We start from the raw sequence: 24,120 nt of genomic DNA on the forward strand, positions 1-24,120 counted from the left end.
ATTTCAGACATGCTGACCTTTTTTTACTTCCACAATATTCCACCAATCCTTTAACGTTGGCTTCTCAGCCAAGGTCATGAAGTTAATATCTATTCCTACTTGTCTCAACTCTTCTGTGAGACTCATCATCCGGATGGAGTCTAAGCCTAGATAAATCAGATTTTCTTCTGCCGAAACGTCTTGAGGGTCTTGTTCCAACAATGCTGCGACTCTATCACGAAGTCCTTCAAATGAATCTAAACCTGCTCGCGGATGTTCAAGTCCGATTTGTTCTAGAATCTGTTCTGTTGTAACGGTGACACCGCATCGTGTAGCTACATATTGCATGGCCATTTTATGTTGTTCTTCCGTAAAGTCAGCTACAGCATCGGCAACAAAAAAGCTTTGAACATCGTTCATAAAGGCTTCTGTAGCTGTAACTAAGCAGCCAATATGTGCATAAACACCACAAATGATGAGTTGATCACGTCCTGTTTCTTGAAGAAATGTCTGAAGACTCGTACGTTTGAAGGCACTATAACGCCATTTCGTTAAAACAAGGTCATCCTTATTAGGTTCAAGTCCATCAATTATTTTTGTAACGGATCGATCATCAGACAGGCCGTCTCCCCAGAAGTCTTGAAGAAGTGCTCGATCTTTTGGATCCTGGTTTCCCGGCTGTGCCGTGTAGACAACTGGAATGTTTAGTCTTTTGCATTCCTTTTTTAGAGTGGCAATATGTTTCACCAATTCAGGAATAGGAGATTCTTGCATGTCATAAGCATTCAAAAAATATTGTTGCATATCATGAATAAGCAGCACAGCTCGATTCGAATCAGCCTCCCATGAAACTCGGTTAGTTGGCATGTCTAATTTCGTTGGCATATCATAGCTTTTAATGGTTGGTAATCCCATTCTAAGCACTTCCTTTCACATTATTTTAAATGGGGTAACTGCGCTTCAATTAGTTGTCTTAGCTTCTTCTTACTCACTTTCCCAAGTGCGGTTTGAGGGAATGAATTGATCCATTCAACGCGATCAGGTATTTTATACGCCGCCAATCCTCGATCATGAAGAAACGTGCGGATTTCTTGCGTTGCTTGGTGCTCACCCTTTGGTATGAGAAATGCACACGAACGTTCACCGAGGTATGGATCTGGCATCGAAACAACTGCCGCGTCAAAGACATTAGGATGAGCTAATAGATGGTTTTCGACTTCTTCAGCAGCAATTTTCTCGCCACCACGATTTATTTGATCTTTGTCCCTTCCTTCCACAATGATGTAGCCGTCTTTGTTGAAGCGAACCAGATCTCCTGTTCGATAAAAGCCATCATCGGTAAAGGACTTTGCATTATGCTCATCTGCTTTATAGTATCCGCGTATGGTATATGGGCCTCTCGTTAGCAGCTCCCCAACTTCACCTGGTGGAACATCCTGACCATCCTCATCAACGACTCTAATTTCGTCATAGGGAGACATCGGCCGCCCTTGCGTATGAACAATAATTTCCTCTGGATCATCAAGTCGCGTATAATTAACAAGTCCCTCAGCCATGCCAAAAACTTGCTGCAACTTACATCCGAAAGCAGGCTGTATCCGTTTCGCACTTTCTGCACTAAACTTCGCCCCCCCTACTTGGATCACTTCCAAGCTAGAGAGATCATCACGACGATTTTTCACCGCTTCTATCCACATTATGGCAATGGGCGGTACCATTGCGGTAATGGTTACGCGCTCTTTTTCGATTAGTGGGAATGCCTGGTCTGGGCTTGGACCACTAGATAAAACGATACGTCCACCCGCATAAATCGTCCCTAACACACCAGGTGAGCTTAATGGAAAGTTATGTGCAATCGGCAATACTGCTAAATAAACACTCTCCTCCGTTAATTCGCAAACTTCATTACTCCTTCTTAAGCTATAAATATAATCATCATGCGTTCGTGGGATAAGCTTCGAAAGTCCAGTGCTACCACCCGAAAGCTGTAAAAAGGCAACATCGGATGGATGAATTGTAGATGGATCAAATGGTGTATCATTATACAAATCTAATAATGGAACAAACTGTTCTGTATGACCCTCGACAATAACATGCTTCAGCGTCCTTACTTCCTTTTTAACCAGCTCTGCCATCGAAAGGTAATCAAAACCCGCGTGCGTGTCAGGTATAATTAATGCTTTTGCTTCGGAAAACTCACAAAAGTAACGTACCTCGCTATAGCGGTGGGATGGGAGAGCGAAGACGGGCAAAGCCCCTATATTAAATAATGCAAAAATAACTTCAAAAAAAGCCACTTCATTCGGTAACTGGACAACAACTCGATCGCCCTTCTCCATTCCAAGTTGTTGAAATCCTGCTGCTAATTGTTCTACTCTTTCTTGTAGATGTGCATAACTAATTTCGCCAGTACTACTTGTAATTACCGTCTTATCTCCATATTGAATAGCTCGGCTTTTCAGCATACCTGCAAACGTCTCCCCTCGCCAACAGTCCTGTTGGCGATAAAAGTCTGCAAATTCACTTGGCCATGTTGGACAACCTTCCAAGTGCAATCCTCCTATCTATTATGAATTCCCATTGCCTTTAGCATCGTTTGAAATTTAGCCCCTGTTTCTGCTAATTCTTCCTCTGCCTTTGATCCAGCAACAACGCCAGCACCAGCAAATAGTCTAATGGAATGGTCACAAACCTCTGCACAACGAATCGTTACCACCCATTCACCGTCCCCGTGTTCATCACACCAGCCAACCATCCCAGTGAAATATCGTCGTTCAAAGGCTTCGATATTTTGAATAGCTTGATGTGCTGCTGTAGCAGGATAGCCACAAACAGCTGGAGTCGGGTGAAGCGCAGAAGCAAGTGCTAGTGAAGAAGTGTTGGCTTCTTTTACTGTCCCTTTTATTTCTGTGGATAGATGCCACATTGTTTCGGTTTGAATGAGTGTAGGTTTTTTTGGTATATCGAGTTTGTCGCACAATGGTTGAAGCGCCTCTTCAACTGCATGGACAACAATTGCATGTTCATGAAGGTCTTTGGTAGAGTTTAATAATTCATTTGCCCGCCGCTGGTCCTCCATAGGATCCTCACTACGGGGACGGGAGCCTGCTAACGGATTTGCTGTAACGATCTGACCTGATTTAGAAACGAGTAATTCAGGACTTGCTCCAATTAAGGTCCGATGACCATTACTTTTATCATTTGGTAGATCAATAGAGAAGGTGTATCCCTGTGTATTATGTCTTGCTAGTTTCGTTAAGATAGGTTTAATTTGAATAGGTTCCTTCGACTTAATATCTAAGGAGCGTGAAAGTACAATTTTCTCTAGCACCCCACTATCAATAAGCTCGAGCCCTTTATTGACACCCTCCATGTAAATGTCCGGTTCTGGAATCTCTTGTACTGAGTATGAAGATAAAGCACTTGCTTCTTCTTCGACATCACACCAATCCAACTTACTAGCTATCTCCATTTCATTCGGGACGACTAAGTGTACTTGTTCGTCAGGGTCAAAAGAAAAAGCACCAATAGCAACAGGCTTAGGATGCCCCTCCTTTTTAGCACGGTGGATCGTTGTTTGAACAGTTTCTGCTAGATTCGTAGATTTTCGAAGTGTTTCAGGTTCTACTTTAGAAAATATTCCTCTACCTCTTATTGTGTGGTTGGGAGAAGCTAAAAAGTAATCCCCTACCTTATAAAGGTCTAATAATCTATTACCCGCTAGTTTAGAAGCTTCTGTTATACTCAATGACTCACAACCTCCTTCTATTTTGGTCAAACACCAAGTGTAGCGCCGCCATCCACACACACATCCTCCATCGTCATCTGGCCGGCATTGTCCGATGCCACAAACAGGACTACATTCGCGACATCTTTTGCTTGTCCTAGTTTTCTGAGAGGAATACCTACTCGATATGCCTCTGGCGTTCCATTTATTGACTGTTCGGCTCCGTTATCATCTGTCCAAAGCTTACGCAACATATCTGTTTCCGTTGAGCCTGGTGATACAATGTTGCATCGTATATGGTAGGAAGCTAGCTCTAGACCTAAACATTTGGTAAACATGGTAGCTGCAGCCTTAGATGCTGCATAAGCTGCCATCGACATTCTAGGCATACGCCCTGCATTTGAACTTACGGTAACAATTGAGCCTTGCTTTCTTACTTTCATTCGTTTACTAACCGATTGACTAACAAGGAATAGCCCGGTGGAATTGACAGCAAATGTTTGATCCCACGCCTCTTTTGTCAGAGCATCAACGGGAGCTACATGCAGGATTCCTGCAACGTTCACCAGTATGTCAATTGGTCCAACACTAGTTTCAACAGTATCAACTAGCCCCTCGACTGCCTTAGCATCACTAATATCAATACAAAATGGATAGACGTGTGACCTTCCCTGCTTTATACGTTGTAAAGCTTCTTCCTGACGATCCACTGCGACTACCTTAGCCCCGTGATTAACAAATGATTCGACAATTTCACTTCCAATTCCACCAGCAGCACCTGTTATAACAACCGTTTTACCAGTTATACCCTCGAGCTTCATATTATTCCTCCTTTCTTCAATTGGCTTAAACATACAATTGATAATGATTATCATTTTCATATGTTACGATACAAATGATAACCGTTCTCAACGAGCTTCTCAACCCCCTTCCAGTTATTTGAAAACTTAGACCTATTTCATTTACATTTTTTACCACCTACTCCCATACTTTGGAAGTAACTCTTGCTTTTTTTTTATGTAGATTTGGACTTTTAACCATTATTTTCAAAAAATGGTATTGAAAATCATTCTCATTAACTATATAATTGAAAACGATTATCAATATCATCTAAAAGAACTACTGCAAAAGTTTTATAAAGGAGGAATGAGTCAATCGGATGGTAGTAGTTTTATGTACATATTTTGAAGGAGGAAATGTAAATGAAAAAGACAATGAAGCTTTTAGCAATTCTAGTAATCTTCACTTTAGCACTTGTTGCATGTAACCAATCAGAAGATACAGCAAGCAACAAGGAAGAATCGAAAGAGCAGGAAAACACAGCGAAAGCGTCCGATGAGACAAAAGAGGAAACGAAAGAGGCTACTACACAAACAATCTCTTACCTAGGAAAGGATTACACGGTTCCTGCTACGATTGAATCGATTGCAACGGCAAGCTTAGAATCAATGGAGGACGCAGCAGTTTTAGGAGTTAAGCCAATGGCAACCATAACAGTTGGAGGAGAAATACCAGCATATGTTGCAGATGAATTAGCTGGTGCTGAGGACATCGGTTCTAAAAGACAGCCAAGCTACGAGAAGCTGTTAGAGCTTAAGCCCGATGTTATTCTTGGAACATCTAAGTTTCAACCAGATGTTGCAGAAAGTTTAAATAAGGTTGCACCTATGTTCCCTGTCTCTCATATTTCAACAGATTGGGAAGCAAATTTGCAGCTACTAGGACAACTTACTGGTAAAGAAGAGAAAGCAGAAGAAGTTATCTCACAATATATAGAAGATGCAAAGGCACTTCAAAGTGAACTAAAGGAAACAGTTGATGGAAAGAAAATATTAGTCGTACGCGTTCGTAAGGGTAGTCTTTTCGTTTATCCAGAGGATGTTTATTTAAACCCTGTTCTTTATACTGATCTAGGGATTCAAGTACCAGAAGTCATAAAGGCAGTAGAGGCACAGGAAATGATCACATTTGAAAAGTTAGCTGAAATTAACCCTGACTATTTATATTTACAATTTGAACAATCAGAAAATCCTGACTCCCCAGAATATGTAGCAGAGCTAGAAAATAACGCCATTTGGAAAAGCTTAAATGCGGTGAAGAATGAGCAAGTGTTTATTAATGCCATTGATCCACTAGCCCAAGGTGGAACAGCATGGAGTAAAACGACTTTCTTAGAAGCAGTAAAAGAAACATTAACGAAGTAAGGTGCGGCTATTCATGATGAACAAAAGAATCATCGTACCAGTTACAATTATATGCTTATCACCGGTCCTCTTTATGGGGACCATTGCTTTATCTATTTTAGTTGGAACAAAAGAGATAGATTTACATACGATATGGGATGCTTTTTTCCAATATGATGAGACGAACGTCAATCATGCGATTATCATAACGGCACGGTTGCCGCGGGTACTTGGGGCGATTCTTGTGGGAGCCTACCTAGCGATTTCTGGTGCGCTTATGCAGGGGATGACGAGAAACTATCTCGCCTCCCCTTCCATTATGGGTGTTTCTGATGGTTCGGCCTTTATGATTACATTATGTATGGTGCTTGCACCAGGGTTATCCTCTTCTGCCTTGATTTTATACTCGATGGTTGGATCTGCCCTTGGCGCAATGATTGTTTTTGGATTTGGTTCTTTAATACGAAATGGGTTATCCCCAGTTCGTCTAGCAATTATCGGAACCGTGATCGGGACATTCCTAAGCAGTGTATCTGCAGCGATTGCTTCTTATTTTGAAATTTCCCAATCCATCAGCTTTTGGTATAATGCCCGTTTACACCAAGTGACCATGGACCTCTTTTTACTCGCAATACCATTTGGTGTAATTGGACTTCTACTAGCTCTATCCGTTTCCAAATCGCTCACCATTTTGTCACTGGGAGATGAAATGTCAACAAACTTAGGACAACGCCCCTTACTGTTGAAAGCAATATCGATGCTCTCCGTCATTCTTTTAACCGGAACAGCTATTGCGTTGGTAGGTAAAATTGGTTTCGTAGGTCTGATGATCCCTCATATCACAAGATACATAGTTGGAATTGATTATAAATGGGTGATTCCTTGTACAGCCATTATAGGCGGACTCTTTCTAGGACTGGCGGATGTTCTTAGTCGTCTGCTAAATTACCCATTTGAAACTCCGATCGGTGTAGTGACATCCTTACTCGGTGTTCCATTCTTCCTATATTTAATTCGAACAAGAGGAGGAAAAAGTCATGTCTAACTACTCTAAAGCTCCCTATAGATGGAGTCTTGCGATTATCCTTTTGTTAACGATCACGATCGTATGGATTAGTTTGATGAACGGGACCTATGAGCTCACTATCCAAGAGGTTTTCCGTAGCCTATTTCGAATCGAGGCTAACCCGGATCATGATTTAGTTATATTTGATTTTCGTTTACCGCGCATCGTATTGGCTGGCCTTGTTGGTTTTAGTCTCGGAATAGCAGGTGCTGTCCTACAAGGGATAACCCGAAATGGTCTTGCAGATCCGGGAATTTTAGGAATTAATGCTGGTGCTGGTGCCGCCATTGTACTGTTCATGTTCTTTTTTCAATCACAGTTAGATCTTAGTCATTGGTTCACGATCATGATTCAACCATTATTTGGACTTATTGGTGGTCTTGCCGCAGCGAGTATTATCTTAATCTTTTCCTTAAAGAATGGTTCCCTTGATTCCCAGCGCTTGTTGTTGACAGGGATCGCCATTGGATCAGGATTCGGAGCTTTAGCCCTTTATCTTTCTTTAAAAATGAAAGCAGCTGATTTCGAAATGGCCACTGTATGGATTTCGGGTTCCATATACAATGCCAATTGGGTATTTATTGCTTCCATGCTACCATGGCTTCTCTTTCTTGTTCCGATCATTTATAAAAAAGCATCGATGCTTGATTATTTTCAGCTTGAGGAAGAAAGCATGAAGAGCTTAGGGATTGTAGTGGACCGAGAAAAAATCGTCCTCCTTTTGGCCAGTATCGGTCTCGTTAGTGCAAGTGTCTCGGTATCAGGTAGCATCGGCTTTATTGGCCTAATGTCTCCTCATATCGCGAAAAGACTAGTCGGTATCCATCATAAACAAGTGATCCCTATTTGTGGAGCCATCGGGATGTTTCTCGTTATCACATCCGATTTCATTGCTAAAACAGTGTTTGCCCCAGTGGAAATTCCTGTTGGTATTGTGATTTCGATTATTGGTGTTCCCTATTTTCTTTATTTACTAATGAAAGAAAAAGCATAGGAGGTAGAAGTAATATGAGTATATTACGGACAGAACAGATTGAAACGAGATATGAAAATCATACTGTTTTTAAAAACTTAGATTTGTCTGTCAAAGCAGGAAGCATTACAACGATCATTGGTCCTAATGGATGTGGGAAATCAACGCTATTAAAGACAATTGGACGCATATTAAAACAAAAGCATGGAAAAGTGTATCTCCAAGAGGAAGATTTAAATTCGATACCGACAAAAGAAATAGCTAAAAGACTTTCCCTACTTCCACAGCATCCAACAGCACCTGGGGAATTGTCGGTAGAGGAGCTGGTCACATATGGACGGTATCCGCATCGAAAAAATATAAATAAGCTGACTACTGAGGATAAAGAAACGATAGAATGGGCGATGGACATGACGAACACAAGTGTTTTCCGGACAAGAAGTATCGGTACACTTTCTGGTGGCCAAAAGCAAAAGGTTTGGCTTGCAATGGCACTCGCACAGAATACGGACATTCTATTGCTAGACGAACCAACCACTTACTTAGACATGGCACACCAGCTAGAGGTACTGCAAATTGTTGAAACCTTAAATCGCGAGTATCAATGCTCCATTGTCATGGTGCTTCATGATATTAACCATGCAGCTCGGTTCTCCCATGAGATTGTTGCCATGAAAAAAGGGGAAATTATGGCTACTGGTAAGCCGATTGATATTATAAACGAAACGGTTTTGCGTGACGTATTTGAAATACAAGCACGGGTCATGATTGATCCACACAATGGGGCTCCTGTTTGCTATGGATACGAACCTTTAAACATAAAAACATTACAACGCACCCATGGATAAAGGACGTGATTGCATGATGAGATATGAAGAGTTTTCCAGGAAGGATCCAACGATAAAACAATTACACATCTACCCGGAAGAACAAGTGAATTCTCCCTATGAATTGTACATATATACACCAGATCAGCCTCCTCCCCCTTCAGGATTTCCTGTTGTGTATGTACTAGATGGCAATGCACTTTTTCAAACCGTGCAGCATGCTATCTCGCTACAATCACGACGAACAGATGCTACAGGGGTTCCTGCAGCTGTTGTAGTCGGAATAGGGTATCCAGGCGATCAACCGTTTAATCTTAAACGAAGATTTTACGATTACACGCCACCGGCTACATCTACTACTCTTCCACCGAGACCTGATGGACGGCCCTGGCCAGAAAATGGAGCAGCTGAACAATTCCTTTCTTTTCTAAGAGAAGAGATTCAACCCTTTTTGGTCGAGCATTATCAAATTAATCCGAAGCAGCAAACCATCTTTGGCCATTCCTTAGGGGGATTGTTTGCACTATACACCTTGTTTACAAAGCCAGATACCTTCCAAGGGTATATTGCAACGAGTCCGTCCATTTGGTGGAACGAGCGAAATGTGTTAGATTATGTTCCCTCTTTCCTTGCCAACCTTGAAAATAATAAGGAAGCGATTCGCCTTTTTCTATCTGTTGGTTCTTTGGAAAAGGATCATTTGATTATCGATGCAAAAGCTTTAACAGCACGCTTAGAATCTTATAACAGTAACCGCTTTGAGGTTCGCTACATCGAGGGTGAAAACGAAAACCACATGTCTATCGTTCCAACTGTGATCAGTAAAGGGTTGCGGTTTACGCTGCAGAACTTTATAGACATCGAAGGCAGAACCGATCGATAGATAACTATTATAAGTCCATGAAAACAAGAGATGCCAGGCACTGGGATAAGATATTTATCCCTTTATGCCTGACACCTTAATTAAGATCATTTCATTCTGTTTTACACACTTTTCTGATGCTCAAAGCAATAAACCTTTCCACTAAACTTCTTATTAGATAAGCAATAAGTCTTTACTTTATCAGAAACTGGTTTATCACAAACTACGCATGTAGCTGTTTTACTTTTTTGTTTGCTTGTTGCATTTTTAATTGAGTCGTTATGCTGTTCTCGTATCGTTTTATCTTCCACATTTGCGTTAGCTATAGATTGATAGATTTGATGTATATCTGCTTCTGAGAGCAATGGTTCTTTATACAACATTTTTTGGACGTTCACTTTTCTTTGGATAAAATCGGAAAGCTCAATGTCGTAAACTATTATTTCATTAGATTGAATTTTCCTTAGTTCCACACCGATTTTAAATGTACATCTCTTTGTAAAGGAGACCATCGAGATGAACGATTCTTCATGCTTGTTATCCAACAATTGTTTCAGGGCCTCTACATGCCCATAATTCTGATAGAAAGGATTCATAAACTTGAATTTCCCATTTACTAGCCATGTTTTTCTATCTTTTCCACCATAAATAGTTCCTTGATAATTCTTTGTTTCAATAACAAATATTCCATAAGGAGTAATTACCACATGGTCAATCTGGGAAAAGCCTGTTTTGGATTTGGGATTTTTAATCATCAAATCATTAAAGTATTTATATTCTTTAGGAAATTGTGAGAGCTGTATATCAATTTTATGTTCTCCAATTTGACCTTTTACTTCTGCTAACTCTTCTTTACTTCGAGAACTAGTCTGATTAGTGCTATTCTTTTTAACTTCTACTTTCTCTTCCGGTTGTTTAGTTTTTTTCTTGAAGAAATTAAACATGTGATACTCCTTAATATTCAAAGTTGAAATAAGATAAATATATAATAATTACTATATTCTGGATGGAATTAACTGGAATAGCCAAGCCATCCCTAAAACATTTCCAAAATAAAACTACAGATGCACAACTATTATAATTCCTCTTCCTCAATCACTTCCCAATATCGATATGCTTGTTCGTACAACAATGTTAGTTTTACTTCTTGTGTCACCTCTTCAGGAACTCTTCCATCTTCTGTTGTAATTTGATTTACGAAAGTGACTGGAACAACTAACTTATCGGTATAATCTGGTCCTTGTTCATAGATGGTTCCTTTTAAGTTAATAATAACATCTTTTGACTTCGCTTCTATAATTCTCGTGTTTGCCATTTGCTCTATGTATCTATTTTTTAATTGGTCCGATACATTAGTCAATAAATCAGGATTCTTATTAACAAGGATAAGCAGTCTTTCTTTTGCAAACGTATGGATAATCTCATTAAATATTGTTTTCATCCCTTTATCCATTACAGGTATGTTAGGGGTGATGTCATACTCTTTTTTTCCATATTGAATCGTTTGTTTTTCACTTTTCATTTCACCCCAATAAAAATCGGCCTTCCCTTCGATGGTTGCTCCAACTGGCACTTCACCTAAATATAACCGGTTAGCCAAAGTTGATTGTCTTTCTCCATCGATATAAAACGAAGTATGAGTAATATTGGACACTAGAGTGACAGGCACTTTCTCTTTAAATTCTGTCTCTTCCGGAAGATTGATTACTGTCCCCCGAAAGCTTTGGTCCGGTTCTTCGTAAATGATGGAAGCCACCCAATACGTACTTACACCAATTACTAAATAAAAAAATAGTGTGAGCAATATACGCGATTTTTTCATCGATAGCTTCCCCCCTCTTAAGCTCAATCCAATTCCCTATACCACAATTATCCTAGGTCAACTAGTTTTATTTTCTTTAAACATGAGTAAACCTGCCACAAGAAAAGGGATACCAGATAAGTCGATTAATACATTTTTAATCCCCATCGCTAAGATAAATGTTGACCAAGAAGAATGATCGTTTTTCCTTATCATAAAGTAAGCTACTACCTCCAAAATAATAAAAATTGCAGTCGGGATTAAATACAAAAGACAAGTAACGATAGCTATGAATACTAAATAGTTGAATGGTACACCAGAATATATCATCGACATCAACCAATCTATGAATCTGAAAGATTGCATAGAGCCGTTCGTTACATTTGGATTGAAAATAGTGTAGCCATCAAAGTATCCGAATATGTTTTGCAATAGGATAAAAATGACAACCCACTGTGTAATATTTAGAATGATTCCTGCTAATATTAAGTTATGAGCTTTATTTTGCATATCTATTCTCCTTTCAGTTGATGTTTAAAGAATATTTACTTATCAATATTTGTTGTAAGTAATACTCATCAGTTCACCTACAATTTTAACATAATTATCCAATTTGTATATTGAAGATAGTTTTGTTAATTGGAAAGGATATCTTTTGTTAACAGAGAAAAGAGTCAGATGCTAGAAAAAGACCACTTTCTTTTCCTAGTACCTGACTCCTCTAATTAGTATTATCCTCTTGTACATTCCCGCCCTTTACAAGAACTCATGTTCGCATTATAATAAAAATAAAAAGCGAGTGTTTCATATGTTAAATCCACAGATGAATAAGGCTTTACATGCATACATTGTATTACCAATGGTGCTCAAAGTATTTAAGCTAGACTATGCTTCCTTTGAAAACGGGCCATTTACTACTACCAAGATTCTATATCTGGATAAATTAGATACCGTTATGGAATCTGTTCAGGATGATCTTGCTGCAGTCAAAAAAACGATATTTAATGAATATCACATGAAGGTTCGCAACCTTGGTAAGCAAAATGGTTATATCCGTTATGACTGGCAGACACCAACTGATTCTGGTGATTTACTATTTACACCTGAACAGCTTCGTGAACTAACGAAAGATATGATGAGTTTGTATTTGTATGGTTTCCTAGCTCGTAAAGTAAAGCGGTCTGGCAGAGGATGGTTTGAATAAAACAGATAGCTTGTTGCGTCCTTTTGAAAAGGGGAATTGTTAGACATGTTGTTTTCAATAACCGTTATATTAGGATTCTCTATTCTTAGTCATTCTAAGAAACTTTTTCATTTAAGCCTTGGCTGTCTAAAACGGTGGAACCAAATTAAGGTTTATGAAACAATTCATATTTTGCTAATCACTCACTCGTAACGGCTTTCTTGAGCATGATGTTGCTTTTTTTCCTCACACTCAAAGCAGAGATAGTCATTGTCTGAAGTGAATACCCCATTAAAAAATCCATTCTCACAACAAATCTCTTTTCCGCAACGTTTGCAATCTCCGATATACTCCCTCAAATCTGCCCCCCCACTTTCCACACTTCGACTGGTATTTATAAAATATATACGTTTAACTAGGTTTATATGCCAATCACTCAATCTAATTAAGATCTACTATGCTCTTCTTGCTAGCCACTAATACTAGATGGATAATATTCAATAGACGATACAGGTCGTAGTCCATTCACCAAACCAATTTAGGAGGCACTAAAAATCCTCTTTTACTGGGGAAATATTAGAATACGCTATCCCCTTCATCCTCATACGGTTCATTTGATAATTGGATAGAATCTCCCTCACACTTAATAAGATCTCGATCATAATAAGGGAAAGGATAACCCATACACCTATATGGATAACTGGTGATTGAATTTTGGATAATAAGCCTGTCCCTGTATAACTTTTATATGTAAAGGTATAAAACATTCCAAATGTAAAAATACGACTCCACTGTGACACGTCATAAATGAAAATCCCCTCTGAAACCCCGTATCGTTTAATACGCTTAAAGAATCTATAAATCTCAATTAATTCAACAACAAGAAAGGTAGCAGCTGAGATTATCCAAAGGAATGCTATGATTGAATCATGAACAGCATTCGAAAAAATACAAGCAAGACCAGTAATCGATACTGCTCCATGCAATATACAATTCGTATTGTTCCAGTCAACCTCAATATTAAAACTCGTCAAATTTCTTAAATATCGATTTAGAATTAAACTTACACATACAAGATAGAACATTATTCCAACTAATAATAAGGAAACATTTATATAAAAGACCCTTTCCGATTTAAAAACAGTATTCAATAATAGCACGAGGGATTGTGTGCTTACTGTAGTCAACAAAAGGATTCCATGAACCTTCTTGGTCAAATCCAACCTGTATATGTCTCTTATGGCAATGATACTGATTATGATGTAGGTCATCCATAGAAAAGCGTTTAGAATAGTAAGCCATTCAACCAATAGAAGCCATTCCGGGAAATTTTTATATATTAGAATGCTACAAACCGAAGTACCAGCGATCCACGTTCCAATGCCGAACCGATTAATCGGATTTTCATAATGGATGTGTCTAAATTGTTTATTTTGAATGGATAAGAGTAAGGAAAATAAAAAAGAAATCCACAATGAAATATTAACAATGCTTAAAAGTTTGCCGTAAATACTTATATCCCCTGAACTGAAAAAATTAGTCAGAACCCCTTGCGTAATGATTCCCATTGCCATTACTACAGCCATAGTAGACGTTTTTATGTAAATTTTCTTCCAAGTAAAAATCGTAATCAAAAGCAAACACATGATAGTAACCAACACCAAATAGAGCAATCTTATCACCTATGTAAAAAAAATTATAGAAGTTAATAGTACCACTTTATAGTTATTTCCACATAATAATAAGTCTTCATAGGATACACTCTTCTTCAAAAGATGTTGCAGCACTTAGAATGTTTTTCGGTGGTAGACAATATTGGTAGTCACCCAAGAAATAGCATAAAGTGCCAGGATAACAACTGCAACTCCTGTATATAAAGTGGGCATAGTTAAATTCGTAATGAAATCTGTTATAACGGTTAAATGATCAGCTAAAAATGTTACGATAGCTGGTCCTATCCCCGCTAACAGGAGAAAGCTGATCATTACAACAGTTGAAATATAGCCTGGTTTAAAGATATAAAATAACGGAAAGGTAAACGAAGCAAACACTAAGAATAAGCCAGCACCAATGGCAATATCAGTCATCGTAAAGTTTTTTTGGAAAGCAAACAATGCTAGACTTGCTAGCCCAATGGATAACACCATGTAAATGATCGCACCAAGATAACGTGATGCAATAATTTCCTTCCGTGTGTAAGGTAAGGAATTTAACAAAATATTTGTTTCTGCTTTTTCATCATAAGCATACGTATTAAAAGGGATAAAGATGCTTGCAACCAAAAAAGTCAAGGCAGGATGAGCATTCATAATAATAAAGAATAGGATAAAAGGAATAAAGATTAGTAGTTGTCTTTTCTGAAGGATAACATCACGTCTTATTAGATTAAACATGCTGTAAACCCCCCTTTAAAGTAATTCATAATATCTTCTAGTGAAGCACGTTCGATGATCACAGTGTCTCCGAAAGTATCTTTCACTAATTTAATATTATTAGTCAATGCTTCGAATCCTGTTGATGCACGATCAATATGCACAAAAGCCTTTTTAGTATCGCTATCTAACAGTTCCCTTCCTCCTTTAACGAGCGCATAGTTTTCAGTTACGTCGTGAATAGAATGGTTAAATACCAATTCCCCATTTTGTAAAAAGGCGATATAATCTGCGATACGATCTAAATCGATTGTGATATGCGTTGAGAAGAAAATGGTACGACTACCGTCAAGCATTAGTTCCTGTAATAAATCCAATAGTTCCCTTCTAAAAATAGGATCTAAACCTGCGGTAGGTTCATCCATAATAATAAGTTCTGCATTATGTGACAAAGCTATCGCCAATGATGCCTTCATTTTCATCCCCTTTGAGAAAGTTTTCATCGCCTTATTAAGAGGTAATTCGAATTGCTCGATATAGTGATAAAACAATGTATCATCCCAGCGTTTGTAAGCAGGCCCAACAATGCGCTTTATATCCTTTAAATTTAACCCTTCAAAAAATACATTACCATCGTACACGAATCCAATGCGCTCCTTGATCGCCTTTTCCTCTGTTTTGTAGTCCAATCCGAAAAGCTTAACCTCTCCGCTATCCGGTTTTAATAGATTCATCATCATTTTTATCGTCGTCGACTTGCCTGCACCATTTGCTCCAATAAATCCCGTTACAAAGCCTTGCTTCACTTGTAAATCCATATTTTTAATGGAAAAATCTTTGAATTTTTTCGTTACATTTTTTAACTCAACTACATTTCCCATTCCTTTCCCTCCTCATATAAGAACTTCAATAATTGCTGTAGTTCATCCAGCGATAGTCCGATTTCCTTGCTATTCGTTATAACTGCACTCAACTGCTCCTCAATGACCTTCAACTTCTTTTCCTTAATAATCTCTAAATTTTGCTCAGCGACAAAAGACCCTTTCCCAACAATGGAATAAATAAAGTCCGCCTTCTCCAATTCCTCATATGCCCGTTTCGTTGTGATAACACTAATTTTTAAATCCTTTGCAAGCTGACGTATGGAAGGTAATGCTGTTCCCTCCTGTAGCTCTCCAGCTAGAATGGAAGTCTTAATCTGATTCGTAATTTGTTCATAAATTGGCTCCTTTGAACTGTTGGAGATAATTATTTGCATGCCATTCCCTCTTCACCCTAGATATTGTATATATACTTCATATACATTATACACACATATAAAAGCAGTAGGCAACTCTTTTTAACTCAAGGTAAAGTAATCTTACATATACCCGAATTCGAAGTACAACTCGGTTAATAAAAATTAGTTTTGCACTACCACTTTGGAAATAGAAAAAAGAGCTTGTTCTGATTAACTTCACAAAACAAACTCTGAAAAAATATTGACTGAAATTTTGCAAATCCCTATGAAAGCTTTTTTTATAAAGTAGGCTTCTTACTTCGAAGTTCCTTTTGCCCTAAATCTACAAAGTCTACTATTTTGAGCATGATATTACGTAAGTCGTAAAGTCTATCTTCACATCTAACGATAGGCTTATGTGGCTCATCATAAGGGACATAAATAATTTCCCCGATTTCACCATTGTTAATGGTAATCTTTTTACCCTTATATTGATTCATTAAATATCGAACAAATGTATAAGTAACCTCTGAATTTAATTTATGACTTACCGCATCCTGAATTAAAATGTTTATTGCGAAAAAAGGTGATCTTTGTTCATGGTAACTTCTTTCTGTGCAAATCGCATCAAATGAATCAGCAATTGATATTACTTGTACTAAAAATGGAATATTTTGTCCTGATTTTCCAATAGGATAACCAGTACCATCCAATCTTTCATGATGAAGAAGCGCTCCTTCTGCTATCTTTTCATTCCCCAATATATCTATAAGGAGTTGGTAACCATGTAATGTATGTTTTTTAATCTCGGCATACTCTTGATTAGTTAGACTACAATTCTTGTTAAGAATGTTGTTATCAACCTTAACTTTACCAATGTCATGAACAATCCCCATATTAATTAGCAAACATATATCAGCGTCAGAAAAGTCCATTATTTTTCCAATTAGACCTGCAAGTAAACTGACATTCACACTATGTTGATAAGTATATTGATCTAAATCTTGAAATCCGTAAATAACATCAATTGCATTATCCAATCCTTTAATCTCATCATAAGTTTCTTTTAATCCATTAAAAAATCCATTTAAATCCGGAAGTTCACCTATTTTAATTTTTTCTAAGATAGAACTATACTGATTGATGCAATCGTTTATCAATTTTTCAATTTTTATTTGAGAGTTTTTTTGACCTAAGACATCGCTCTCTTTTTTATAGTTTATGCGATAATCCCAATTAAAGTGATCTAGTAAATGTAAATGACTTTCTCTCAGTTGTGTCCCTTTCTTTAGAAGGAGAACTCCTTTTTCAGTAACAATGTCATGCTCTAATATATCACCAAATGAAAGAGGCGTGTTTACGTTAGTAGAATCCATTTCCCACACAACCCACCTTTCTCTTATTCGAAACAACAAGTTTTTTCAATATTTACTATTTCCAAAACAATTCGTTTAATATTTTATAGGTTAAACAGTGAAAATAAAAGTGGCAAATTTTATCACTATTTAAATTCTTAACTTTTTTCTAATTCTAGTCGATTTCTTCAAACATAGAAAATAATAAAAAAGTTAAATAAACAGCTTTCATACTAGTATATGGTAATCTATCCTGGTTATTTGTTTATATTTTTTATTTTCATATTCTTAAGTAGATGATTTGATTAAAAGGAAAATTAAAAGAATTGTCTAATTCTATTTTCTTTTACTAGATTCTAAATTGCTCAATAAGGCACTAATGTTAATTCCTCCCTTCCCTCCCCTAAATTAAATTCAAATTATATATATCATTTCCCATATAGTTATTCTGACAATATATATCGGTCTTATTAAACTTTCCTACAACAATCCCTTTGCTTTTATCCATAGGCGGAGACATTTGCAATATATAGGAATATGCATATTTTGTAAATAGATAACATTTAGACTTTCAACCTTTTATATTGCTCTTATCCAATTTTCCATTTTCGTCCCTTTGAAAAAAGATAAGCTAGTTTATACAGTTAGTTTCTCACTTTCATTTTTGACAAAGGTTTCAAAGGTTCTTCGTTTCCATTTATAGCCCGCTTTACTAGGAATAATTTTTTTCAAGTTATAAACTCCTTCACGAGTTAGAACAAACAACATATGAAAAAGTATCAAAAAAATTAGCTAGAAGAAAATGTACCTACATTATCAAAGAAGCTAGTTCTTTTCCGCTTATGCCAGTGGTCTATTTCCTCTTCCAATCGAGATTTCTATAACGATAAAATTGTTCAGCCCTTCGCTCCTTCTAACTTTCGTTAGTCTCTTCACTACTACGGCATCTGCTGACTTCTCACTATCCAGTCTTGTATCACTACAAGATTTTGGTACAGATCAGTGAGACCTCCCTAATTAAGGTACGAACTCTTTCCCTCCACCTATCTGCCATATTTACACCGTATGACTTTAGTAGCTATTGGATTTTAACTTCTTTGGCAGTCTTGTCCTCATACGTTGCCTCCTATATGGTTTCTGTTCATCAGACCAGAGGTTTCTTCGAGCTCTTCAGATTCCACGTCACCGTGAACACCCTTGCTTTTGGCTGTGTACTTACCGCTACAAGGTCGTACTAGGGACTTTCACCCATTAGAGTTCGCCCATGTTGGGCAAACCAAACCAGTCGATCCATATATATATATCGGCTGTTTTTTTGTATATTTTATTGATCCTAGCAGAGTTGTCTTACTATCCGTTTATAAATTAAGTGGGATCGCCTTGTTGTGAAATGTCGATTATCTATTGATAGTGTCGTTGTACTACCCAGCAAAAGAAGCCATTAAAATTCATTCCTTTTTCAACTAAAGCTCCTTAGTTAAAAAACAGAAGTAACCTTTTAATGGCTTCTTTTGCTAATAATTAGAACAATATAATAAATGATTAATCCTACCGCTAGACCTGGTACTAAAGAAAGTATAGGTAGAAATATTGGCCCTAATACGACACCCATTACTTTTAGTTTTGTTGAAAAAATCAACCCAACTGTAATAAAAAAAGCACTGAATGCAAAAGGGATGTACGAATATGGCTTTATTTCTCCTTCTGCATCCCTATATGCATCCCATATGGCGAACATATACAAACAAGGATAGAACATTAGCCATTGAAGATTTGTCACATCAATGGCTTTTTGTATGTCTCCAGTAAAGGAATATATAATCGCTAAATTGAAGTTACTTAAGACATTCACAAGAACTTCCAACAGAATAAAAATACTGCCTTTATATAATTTGTTATTTAAGAACTGGCCAAATCCTGGTAATGCTATGCTCCATATTAAAGCCTCATGTTTTTTTGGTTTCTTAATGTGGCTCACCCAACATCACTCAATTCATCTTTTGTTTACGGTTTTCCATTTGAGGCGGCTCTTCCATCCAACCATTTTTAATCATTATTTTGGCGCCATTATGAGCATATTCAAAAATATCCTTCATAAAGATCCCATTTTTTGTGGGCAAATCATTTCGTAAACTAAAAGCAGATCCGAGTGAATTGCTCCCCATGGAAAAACTACAAAATAGACTCGTGCAATACATCATTAACTTATCTGAAAATGGAGATACAGTTGAATCAGTTGCATTCCCTCCCGGAGTTTGAGGGTTTGGAATGTTTGTTTGAATCATGACTTCACTCAATTCCTTGACTATACCTTTGGCAAGCTCTGCCCCTTCATTAAAGTATTTCTTAACCTCTCCATCATTTGCACACTGTGCAAAACCTAAAATCAATTGTAAACCTGTTAGATTTGATTCAATAGCTTTATGAAGGTGTGAAACCTCTATCGTATTCAATGTTCTTTTTTGGCTAAATGGATTTAGAGCTATCCCACCTAGATAACTATTATTTTGAACAAACTCAACTGATTTTGGCATCGACACGTAAGGTGTTCTGACAAGTAACCCTTTTTCAAGCAAATATTGAGAACAAATCCTGAAATACTTTTGCGTCATGGCAGTAAGATCTTCAAAAAGTATATTTATGTCTTCTCGAAACGTCATTGTAATATTTAAGGAATGTAATCCCATACTGATTTGTTTTAATAGGCGTACAAACATAATGTCAAAGCCATTATCATATAACTTTGGGACATCCTTATTTACATCCTTCGCTGTATATCCAGTTGGTATAACAGCACCTTCCTCTTCATATATCTGAACTAATTTACCAACATATATTTCGAGTTCTTCATACAAATCAGTCATAATACCTTTGGCTTTTTCATCATCTGCTTTTGCTATAAAATACTCTAATATTCGCAGAATCATTGTTTTTTCTTGATAGGTTAGCCATAACGTACCTAACTCTGAAGATGTAATGGGTGGTCTTTCTGGCATAAACAATCCTCCCTAAAATGATAAATTTAGGTTGTTTCATTTATGGCAGATTTATACTATTGTAATCTTTACAGAAAAATATTTTGCCTCGTATAACGTACAAAAGAGTTTAACGATTGTCTCGAAAATGCTAAAAGCACTAATACATGATTACTATCGTTGTGTACATGTGGGAGGATCTGATAACCCGTTTCTGCTCAACAAGACAACTTCCATTCCGAGTTTTAGCTAATCGATTATCAGATAGCAATTCTCCTATTTCTTGCTTGGCACTTATAAGGAAACGTTCGCGCAGTACATTATTTCGCAATCTTGATTTTTTCTCCTTCTATAATAGAAGTTGCAATAGCTTCACACTTTTTTATAGCCCATTTATAATGGTTGGAAGTGTTTGCTGCAAAATAGCTATATAAATTACTTGTTTTTGTCCACTTATAGTATTTTTTTGTCATGATTTCTTCGTTGGTATGTAATCTAATCAGGTCCATTACTCGTTCATGGCTTAACTTCAGCTTTTTTATAGCTTGATTTAATGTTACATCTTGATAGCTTTCCCAAATTTGTTTATTAAGTAGTTTAATACTACTCCACTTATAACCTGGGGCTGGCATAAAAGGAATATCTCCATCCATCCCTTCCCTGTACCACCTCTCAAGCATTGCATGCCATTCATAAAGATGCATGAATACATCACGAAAACTCTTATCTCTCTCTTCAGTTTCAATAGTGATGCTTCTTTTTCTGCTAGGTACAGATTCCAATATTTCAAATAATGCTTTAAATCTTATGTCACTTTCCAACAATAGAATTTCTTTTTCACTTTTCGCTGTCATAGTAATCCCCTTTTTCTAAAATGGAATTTCACCCAAGTCCTTATTTTAAAACTAATTTTTGCTTCCAATTTTGGATAAGTAAATAGACGTTAACTAGAAGAAGTAGCCCTAAATGCAGCACTGGTGCCAATTCAAGTTGTACAATAGATGAATTAGAATTGGTTCCTTGCACCATACTTGGAATAACTTGAATATTAAAAAGAAATGAAAAGGTAAAGATTATGGCTGTAATCCCTAATCCTATTCTATTTTTCAGCGAGACTAAAGCAATCAGTAACATGGCGCTTGCTATAAAGAATGAGATTTGTGCCGTAACAGCTTCTGAGGTTGTATAAGAAACAGGAATATCTGATAGTATCAATACTCTATAGCCAAACGCCATTAACCCTATCAAAAAACCTATAAAGAATAATAAAACTATCATAATAATGCCTAGGATTGATTTAATAAACAACCCTCCCTTTTGATTTTACTGAGCCGTTTGTTTCGTATATTTCTACAAAATGTTAATCTCATTTTAACATAAATATCCATTTATTGAATGATGATCCTACAACACAGGCATTAAGACTTATATCCTTATGTCGAATCATTTGTTTTATTGTCGAAAACCTTCCCATCGGGCAATTATTTAGGTAATATATAGTCTGCTTATGTTATTTTTTTACAGACAGAGGAAGGGAATTGCAATGAAAATAGTTGAGGTTGTATTATTGAAACTCAAAATAAATATCCTTAGAAAGATAATGATTCATACAGGAAAAGTAAAAGGTCTTACTCACCCAGATACTATCAAACATAGCCAAACTCTAGATTTAGTTTTAAATAGATACGATAGCGTTAAAATGTCACTAGGCCGTTAAGTCCCGCGAAGCGTGATGGCGCATGATTGATCACCAATCATATTCCCCTGCTTCATTATTCATTAACTGTACTTCACAATCTTTAATAGCTTCCGTTAGTTCTTTATCCGATAGGCTAGCGTAATACTTATAATTACCTTTGGTGTTTTCTGCTAGCCATTGAATGCATAGGATTCTTTGCTTTGGACTCATTTAAACACCCTCTTTCAGTTTTTCTTGATTTTCGTGAACATTCCCTGTTACTCTTATTTCATGCATTTCATTCCGGAAAGGAACGGCAATTGTTTATTTTTGCTCCACCATGTGTTTCCGTACTATATCACCTGTCCAATAAAGCTTCTTTTTATCAAATAAACCTATAGAGTATTTAATACACGTGACTCAACTTCTATCATAAAGCTAGTCCTTCTCCTATTAATCTTCTACCCTACTCATAAAAGTCTAATGTAAAAAGTCTCATAGAAAAAATAGAAAACTAACTAAAACAATAATATGTATTTGACCGTGATCGCTTATGCATTAAATCCCACACAAAATAAGGGTATGACAGAAGCCAATCACTTCTATCATACCCTCTACTTATATCTTACTTTACATTAATATGCGCCAAATCCACCTGTATAAGAAGTCCCTACAATGATTAGAAGAATGAACAATACAACGATTAACGCAAAGCCACCGTTATAACCGTATCCTGCACTCATTATTTAGCCTCCTTTTTGATTACTACACTAATACCTTATGTTTAGAAAGCAAATTCGTCAGGGCGGACATCACGGATTAAGAAAATTTTATTTTACAAAGGAGACAGCTCACATTATAATCCGCCATACCTTCTCTTTCTTTGCTGGTATTCACCAAGCGCCTCCATAAATTCCTTTTCGGAGAAATCTGGCCAAAGAACATCGGTAAAACAGAACTCCGTATAGGCCAACTGCCAGAGTAAGAAATTGCTCAGCCTTTTCTCCCCACCTGTTCGAATCAGCAAATCAGGGTTTGGCATGCCTGCTGTATGGAGGTATCCGGAAAAATGTTGTTCATCTACTTCATCCAGTGACAATTTCGAATCTAGTATATCGGCAAACATATCCTTCATCGCATTCATAATCTCTTGCTTACTTCCGTAATTGAGTGCAATATTCAGCTGAAGGCCATCATTATCCTTTGTTGAATTGATTGCAAATTGGATCGCTTCACGGGTAGAAACCGGAAGCTCCTCCATATTACCGATTGCCTCAATACGCACATTATTGGCTATCATGTCTGGCAGATAAACATGTAGAAATTCCTTGGGAAGCTTTAAGATAAAGTCTATCTCACGCTTTGGACGCTTCCAGTTTTCCGTGGAAAATGTGTACAATGTCAGCATCTTCACCTTGCATTTGTCTGCTGCCTTGACGATTTTCACGACGGAAGATAAGCCCTCTTTATGACCAGCAAACCTAGGCATACCTCGCTTCCCAGCCCAGCGTCCGTTTCCGTCCATAATGATCGCGATATGCTCTGGAATATTTTGTTTCCTATCATGCACTTTCTCATTTCTATTCTTTAAAAAAGGAACCTTCATTACCATTGTCTATCCCCTCAACATTCGTTGTTGTCTTTCCATATCCCTACGTTATAAAGTTTCGATTATAAAACAGGAATTTAGACTACTAATCTAAAGTTTCTTCCTCACTTCTATATTCCAAAAGATCTCCTGGCTGACAATCCAACGCCTTACAAATCGCCTCTAAGGTAGATAGTCGAATTGCTTTTGCCTTCCCATTTTTCAAAATAGAAAGGTTAGCCATCGTGATTCCAACTCGCTCCGAAAGCTCAGTTACGCTCATTTTCCTTTTTGCTAGCATCACATCAACAGTAATTACAATCGGCATTTAA

The 24,120-nt window shown here is 37.2% G+C and carries 27 protein-coding genes; 7 read left to right on the top strand and 20 right to left on the bottom strand.

Features of this window, described 5'->3' with window-relative positions; translation table 11 throughout:
• Positions 1-3 precede the first annotated feature (3 nt).
• From H7K77_RS11285 to H7K77_RS11300, 4 genes are read right to left on the bottom strand one after another with little or no spacing between them, the layout of a single operon-like run.
• Positions 4-894: an isochorismatase family protein gene (locus tag H7K77_RS11285; protein WP_186577947.1), complete on the bottom strand. Its 891-nt coding sequence runs from the start codon at positions 892-894 to the stop codon at positions 4-6.
• Between the two features lie 20 nt (positions 895-914).
• Positions 915-2,534, bottom strand: coding sequence for a (2,3-dihydroxybenzoyl)adenylate synthase (locus H7K77_RS11290; protein WP_186577948.1), 1,620 nt, complete (start codon positions 2,532-2,534; stop codon positions 915-917).
• A gap of 5 nt (positions 2,535-2,539) precedes the next feature.
• Positions 2,540-3,727 carry an isochorismate synthase DhbC gene (gene dhbC / locus H7K77_RS11295; protein WP_186577949.1) on the bottom strand — a complete coding sequence of 396 codons (1,188 nt, stop codon included), beginning with the start codon at positions 3,725-3,727 and terminating at the stop codon, positions 2,540-2,542.
• Between the two features lie 26 nt (positions 3,728-3,753).
• Positions 3,754-4,527: a 2,3-dihydro-2,3-dihydroxybenzoate dehydrogenase gene (locus H7K77_RS11300; RefSeq protein WP_186577950.1), complete on the bottom strand. Its 774-nt coding sequence runs from the start codon at positions 4,525-4,527 to the stop codon at positions 3,754-3,756.
• A 381-nt stretch (positions 4,528-4,908) separates the two neighbouring features.
• Between H7K77_RS11300 and H7K77_RS11305 the strand changes: the two genes are divergently transcribed.
• From H7K77_RS11305 to H7K77_RS11325, 5 genes are read left to right on the top strand one after another with little or no spacing between them, the layout of a single operon-like run.
• Positions 4,909-5,910: an ABC transporter substrate-binding protein gene (locus tag H7K77_RS11305; protein ID WP_186577951.1), complete on the top strand. Its 1,002-nt coding sequence runs from the start codon at positions 4,909-4,911 to the stop codon at positions 5,908-5,910.
• A gap of 16 nt (positions 5,911-5,926) precedes the next feature.
• On the top strand, positions 5,927-6,934 hold the full coding sequence (locus H7K77_RS11310; protein ID WP_186578010.1) for a FecCD family ABC transporter permease: 1,008 nt from the start codon (positions 5,927-5,929) through the stop codon (positions 6,932-6,934).
• Positions 6,927-7,949, top strand: coding sequence for a FecCD family ABC transporter permease (locus tag H7K77_RS11315; RefSeq protein WP_186577952.1), 1,023 nt, complete (start codon positions 6,927-6,929; stop codon positions 7,947-7,949). Before H7K77_RS11310 ends, H7K77_RS11315 begins: the two co-directional genes overlap by 8 nt.
• Before the next feature lie 14 nt (positions 7,950-7,963).
• Positions 7,964-8,776, top strand: a complete 813-nt coding sequence (locus H7K77_RS11320) for an ABC transporter ATP-binding protein (RefSeq protein ID WP_186577953.1) — start codon at positions 7,964-7,966, stop codon at positions 8,774-8,776.
• 13 nt (positions 8,777-8,789) lie between these two features.
• Positions 8,790-9,638, top strand: a complete 849-nt coding sequence (locus H7K77_RS11325; protein ID WP_186577954.1) for an alpha/beta hydrolase — start codon at positions 8,790-8,792, stop codon at positions 9,636-9,638.
• Between the two features lie 101 nt (positions 9,639-9,739).
• Here H7K77_RS11325 and H7K77_RS11330 read toward each other — a convergent pair whose 3' ends face one another.
• The 3 genes from H7K77_RS11330 to H7K77_RS11340 all read right to left on the bottom strand — a co-directional run bounded on the left by H7K77_RS11330 (position 9,740) and on the right by H7K77_RS11340 (position 11,928).
• Positions 9,740-10,561 (bottom strand): nuclease-related domain-containing protein, encoded by an 822-nt coding sequence (locus tag H7K77_RS11330; protein WP_186577955.1) that lies wholly within the window; start codon positions 10,559-10,561, stop codon positions 9,740-9,742.
• 131 nt (positions 10,562-10,692) lie between these two features.
• Positions 10,693-11,439 (bottom strand): TcaA 3rd/4th domain-containing protein, encoded by a 747-nt coding sequence (locus H7K77_RS11335; RefSeq protein ID WP_186577956.1) that lies wholly within the window; start codon positions 11,437-11,439, stop codon positions 10,693-10,695.
• Between the two features lie 57 nt (positions 11,440-11,496).
• Entirely contained in the window at positions 11,497-11,928 is a 432-nt protein-coding gene (locus H7K77_RS11340; protein ID WP_186577957.1) for a hypothetical protein, read from the bottom strand.
• A gap of 313 nt (positions 11,929-12,241) precedes the next feature.
• On the opposite strand from H7K77_RS11340, the gene H7K77_RS11345 reads away from it, so the two are divergent.
• Positions 12,242-12,622, top strand: coding sequence for a hypothetical protein (locus H7K77_RS11345; RefSeq protein WP_222599337.1), 381 nt, complete (start codon positions 12,242-12,244; stop codon positions 12,620-12,622).
• A gap of 527 nt (positions 12,623-13,149) precedes the next feature.
• Here the strand turns inward: H7K77_RS11345 and H7K77_RS11350 are convergent.
• From H7K77_RS11350 to H7K77_RS11390, 9 genes are all read right to left on the bottom strand, one after another.
• Positions 13,150-14,187: a TDT family transporter gene (locus tag H7K77_RS11350; protein WP_222599338.1), complete on the bottom strand. Its 1,038-nt coding sequence runs from the start codon at positions 14,185-14,187 to the stop codon at positions 13,150-13,152.
• A gap of 201 nt (positions 14,188-14,388) precedes the next feature.
• On the bottom strand, positions 14,389-14,994 hold the full coding sequence (locus tag H7K77_RS11355; protein WP_186577960.1) for an ABC-2 transporter permease: 606 nt from the start codon (positions 14,992-14,994) through the stop codon (positions 14,389-14,391).
• On the bottom strand, positions 14,982-15,854 hold the full coding sequence (locus tag H7K77_RS11360; RefSeq protein WP_186577961.1) for an ABC transporter ATP-binding protein: 873 nt from the start codon (positions 15,852-15,854) through the stop codon (positions 14,982-14,984). Before H7K77_RS11360 ends, H7K77_RS11355 begins: the two co-directional genes overlap by 13 nt.
• Positions 15,842-16,231: a GntR family transcriptional regulator gene (locus tag H7K77_RS11365; protein WP_186577962.1), complete on the bottom strand. Its 390-nt coding sequence runs from the start codon at positions 16,229-16,231 to the stop codon at positions 15,842-15,844. The genes H7K77_RS11360 and H7K77_RS11365 overlap by 13 nt, the downstream gene beginning before the upstream one ends.
• A 260-nt stretch (positions 16,232-16,491) precedes the next feature.
• Positions 16,492-17,568 (bottom strand): HD-GYP domain-containing protein, encoded by a 1,077-nt coding sequence (locus H7K77_RS11370; protein ID WP_186577963.1) that lies wholly within the window; start codon positions 17,566-17,568, stop codon positions 16,492-16,494.
• Between the two features lie 1,477 nt (positions 17,569-19,045).
• The gene (locus H7K77_RS11375) at positions 19,046-19,525 is read right to left on the bottom strand and encodes a hypothetical protein (protein ID WP_328701097.1); all 480 of its coding nucleotides are present in this window, start codon (positions 19,523-19,525) and stop codon (positions 19,046-19,048) included.
• Positions 19,526-19,535: 10 nt separating this feature from the next.
• A complete protein-coding gene (locus H7K77_RS11380) occupies positions 19,536-20,543 on the bottom strand; it encodes a DUF3231 family protein (protein WP_186577964.1) in 1,008 nt (335 codons plus the stop codon).
• A 299-nt stretch (positions 20,544-20,842) separates the two neighbouring features.
• Positions 20,843-21,376, bottom strand: coding sequence for a ClbS/DfsB family four-helix bundle protein (locus H7K77_RS11385; protein WP_186577965.1), 534 nt, complete (start codon positions 21,374-21,376; stop codon positions 20,843-20,845).
• Between the two features lie 40 nt (positions 21,377-21,416).
• Positions 21,417-21,800 carry a hypothetical protein gene (locus H7K77_RS11390; protein ID WP_222599339.1) on the bottom strand — a complete coding sequence of 128 codons (384 nt, stop codon included), beginning with the start codon at positions 21,798-21,800 and terminating at the stop codon, positions 21,417-21,419.
• A 265-nt stretch (positions 21,801-22,065) separates the two neighbouring features.
• Between H7K77_RS11390 and H7K77_RS11395 the strand changes: the two genes are divergently transcribed.
• Positions 22,066-22,239: an aspartyl-phosphate phosphatase Spo0E family protein gene (locus tag H7K77_RS11395; RefSeq protein ID WP_186577967.1), complete on the top strand. Its 174-nt coding sequence runs from the start codon at positions 22,066-22,068 to the stop codon at positions 22,237-22,239.
• 30 nt (positions 22,240-22,269) lie between these two features.
• Here H7K77_RS11395 and H7K77_RS11400 read toward each other — a convergent pair whose 3' ends face one another.
• The 4 genes from H7K77_RS11400 to H7K77_RS11415 form a co-directional block, all read right to left on the bottom strand.
• Positions 22,270-22,431, bottom strand: coding sequence for a hypothetical protein (locus H7K77_RS11400; RefSeq protein ID WP_186577968.1), 162 nt, complete (start codon positions 22,429-22,431; stop codon positions 22,270-22,272).
• Positions 22,432-22,835: 404 nt separating this feature from the next.
• Complete coding sequence (locus H7K77_RS11405; RefSeq protein ID WP_186577969.1) at positions 22,836-22,943, bottom strand: YjcZ family sporulation protein; 108 nt, start codon at positions 22,941-22,943, stop codon at positions 22,836-22,838.
• Positions 22,944-23,056: 113 nt separating this feature from the next.
• The gene (locus H7K77_RS11410; RefSeq protein WP_186577970.1) at positions 23,057-23,812 is read right to left on the bottom strand and encodes an isoprenyl transferase; all 756 of its coding nucleotides are present in this window, start codon (positions 23,810-23,812) and stop codon (positions 23,057-23,059) included.
• 82 nt (positions 23,813-23,894) lie between these two features.
• Entirely contained in the window at positions 23,895-24,116 is a 222-nt protein-coding gene (locus tag H7K77_RS11415) for a helix-turn-helix domain-containing protein (protein WP_186577971.1), read from the bottom strand.
• Positions 24,117-24,120: the final 4 nt, after the last annotated feature.

The organism is Aquibacillus kalidii, assembly GCF_014280935.1.
Lineage (GTDB): Bacteria > Bacillota > Bacilli > Bacillales > Amphibacillaceae > Aquibacillus_D > Aquibacillus_D kalidii.

Coding starts and splice junctions, on each gene's coding strand:
- H7K77_RS11285 (WP_186577947.1), bottom strand. CDS start 894: ATGGGATTACCAACCATTAAAAGCTATGATATGCCAACGAAATTAGAC.
- H7K77_RS11300 (WP_186577950.1), bottom strand. CDS start 4,527: ATGAAGCTCGAGGGTATAACTGGTAAAACGGTTGTTATAACAGGTGCT.
- H7K77_RS11305 (WP_186577951.1), top strand. CDS start 4,909: ATGAAAAAGACAATGAAGCTTTTAGCAATTCTAGTAATCTTCACTTTA.
- H7K77_RS11310 (WP_186578010.1), top strand. CDS start 5,927: ATGAACAAAAGAATCATCGTACCAGTTACAATTATATGCTTATCACCG.
- H7K77_RS11315 (WP_186577952.1), top strand. CDS start 6,927: ATGTCTAACTACTCTAAAGCTCCCTATAGATGGAGTCTTGCGATTATC.
- H7K77_RS11320 (WP_186577953.1), top strand. CDS start 7,964: ATGAGTATATTACGGACAGAACAGATTGAAACGAGATATGAAAATCAT.
- H7K77_RS11325 (WP_186577954.1), top strand. CDS start 8,790: ATGATGAGATATGAAGAGTTTTCCAGGAAGGATCCAACGATAAAACAA.
- H7K77_RS11330 (WP_186577955.1), bottom strand. CDS start 10,561: ATGTTTAATTTCTTCAAGAAAAAAACTAAACAACCGGAAGAGAAAGTA.
- H7K77_RS11335 (WP_186577956.1), bottom strand. CDS start 11,439: ATGAAAAAATCGCGTATATTGCTCACACTATTTTTTTATTTAGTAATT.
- H7K77_RS11340 (WP_186577957.1), bottom strand. CDS start 11,928: ATGCAAAATAAAGCTCATAACTTAATATTAGCAGGAATCATTCTAAAT.
- H7K77_RS11345 (WP_222599337.1), top strand. CDS start 12,242: ATGAATAAGGCTTTACATGCATACATTGTATTACCAATGGTGCTCAAA.
- H7K77_RS11350 (WP_222599338.1), bottom strand. CDS start 14,187: ATGGCTGTAGTAATGGCAATGGGAATCATTACGCAAGGGGTTCTGACT.
- H7K77_RS11355 (WP_186577960.1), bottom strand. CDS start 14,994: ATGTTTAATCTAATAAGACGTGATGTTATCCTTCAGAAAAGACAACTA.
- H7K77_RS11360 (WP_186577961.1), bottom strand. CDS start 15,854: ATGGGAAATGTAGTTGAGTTAAAAAATGTAACGAAAAAATTCAAAGAT.
- H7K77_RS11365 (WP_186577962.1), bottom strand. CDS start 16,231: ATGCAAATAATTATCTCCAACAGTTCAAAGGAGCCAATTTATGAACAA.
- H7K77_RS11370 (WP_186577963.1), bottom strand. CDS start 17,568: ATGGATTCTACTAACGTAAACACGCCTCTTTCATTTGGTGATATATTA.
- H7K77_RS11380 (WP_186577964.1), bottom strand. CDS start 20,543: ATGCCAGAAAGACCACCCATTACATCTTCAGAGTTAGGTACGTTATGG.
- H7K77_RS11385 (WP_186577965.1), bottom strand. CDS start 21,376: ATGACAGCGAAAAGTGAAAAAGAAATTCTATTGTTGGAAAGTGACATA.
- H7K77_RS11390 (WP_222599339.1), bottom strand. CDS start 21,800: ATGATAGTTTTATTATTCTTTATAGGTTTTTTGATAGGGTTAATGGCG.
- H7K77_RS11395 (WP_186577967.1), top strand. CDS start 22,066: ATGAAAATAGTTGAGGTTGTATTATTGAAACTCAAAATAAATATCCTT.
- H7K77_RS11400 (WP_186577968.1), bottom strand. CDS start 22,431: ATGAGTCCAAAGCAAAGAATCCTATGCATTCAATGGCTAGCAGAAAAC.
- H7K77_RS11405 (WP_186577969.1), bottom strand. CDS start 22,943: ATGAGTGCAGGATACGGTTATAACGGTGGCTTTGCGTTAATCGTTGTA.
- H7K77_RS11410 (WP_186577970.1), bottom strand. CDS start 23,812: ATGGTAATGAAGGTTCCTTTTTTAAAGAATAGAAATGAGAAAGTGCAT.
- H7K77_RS11415 (WP_186577971.1), bottom strand. CDS start 24,116: ATGCCGATTGTAATTACTGTTGATGTGATGCTAGCAAAAAGGAAAATG.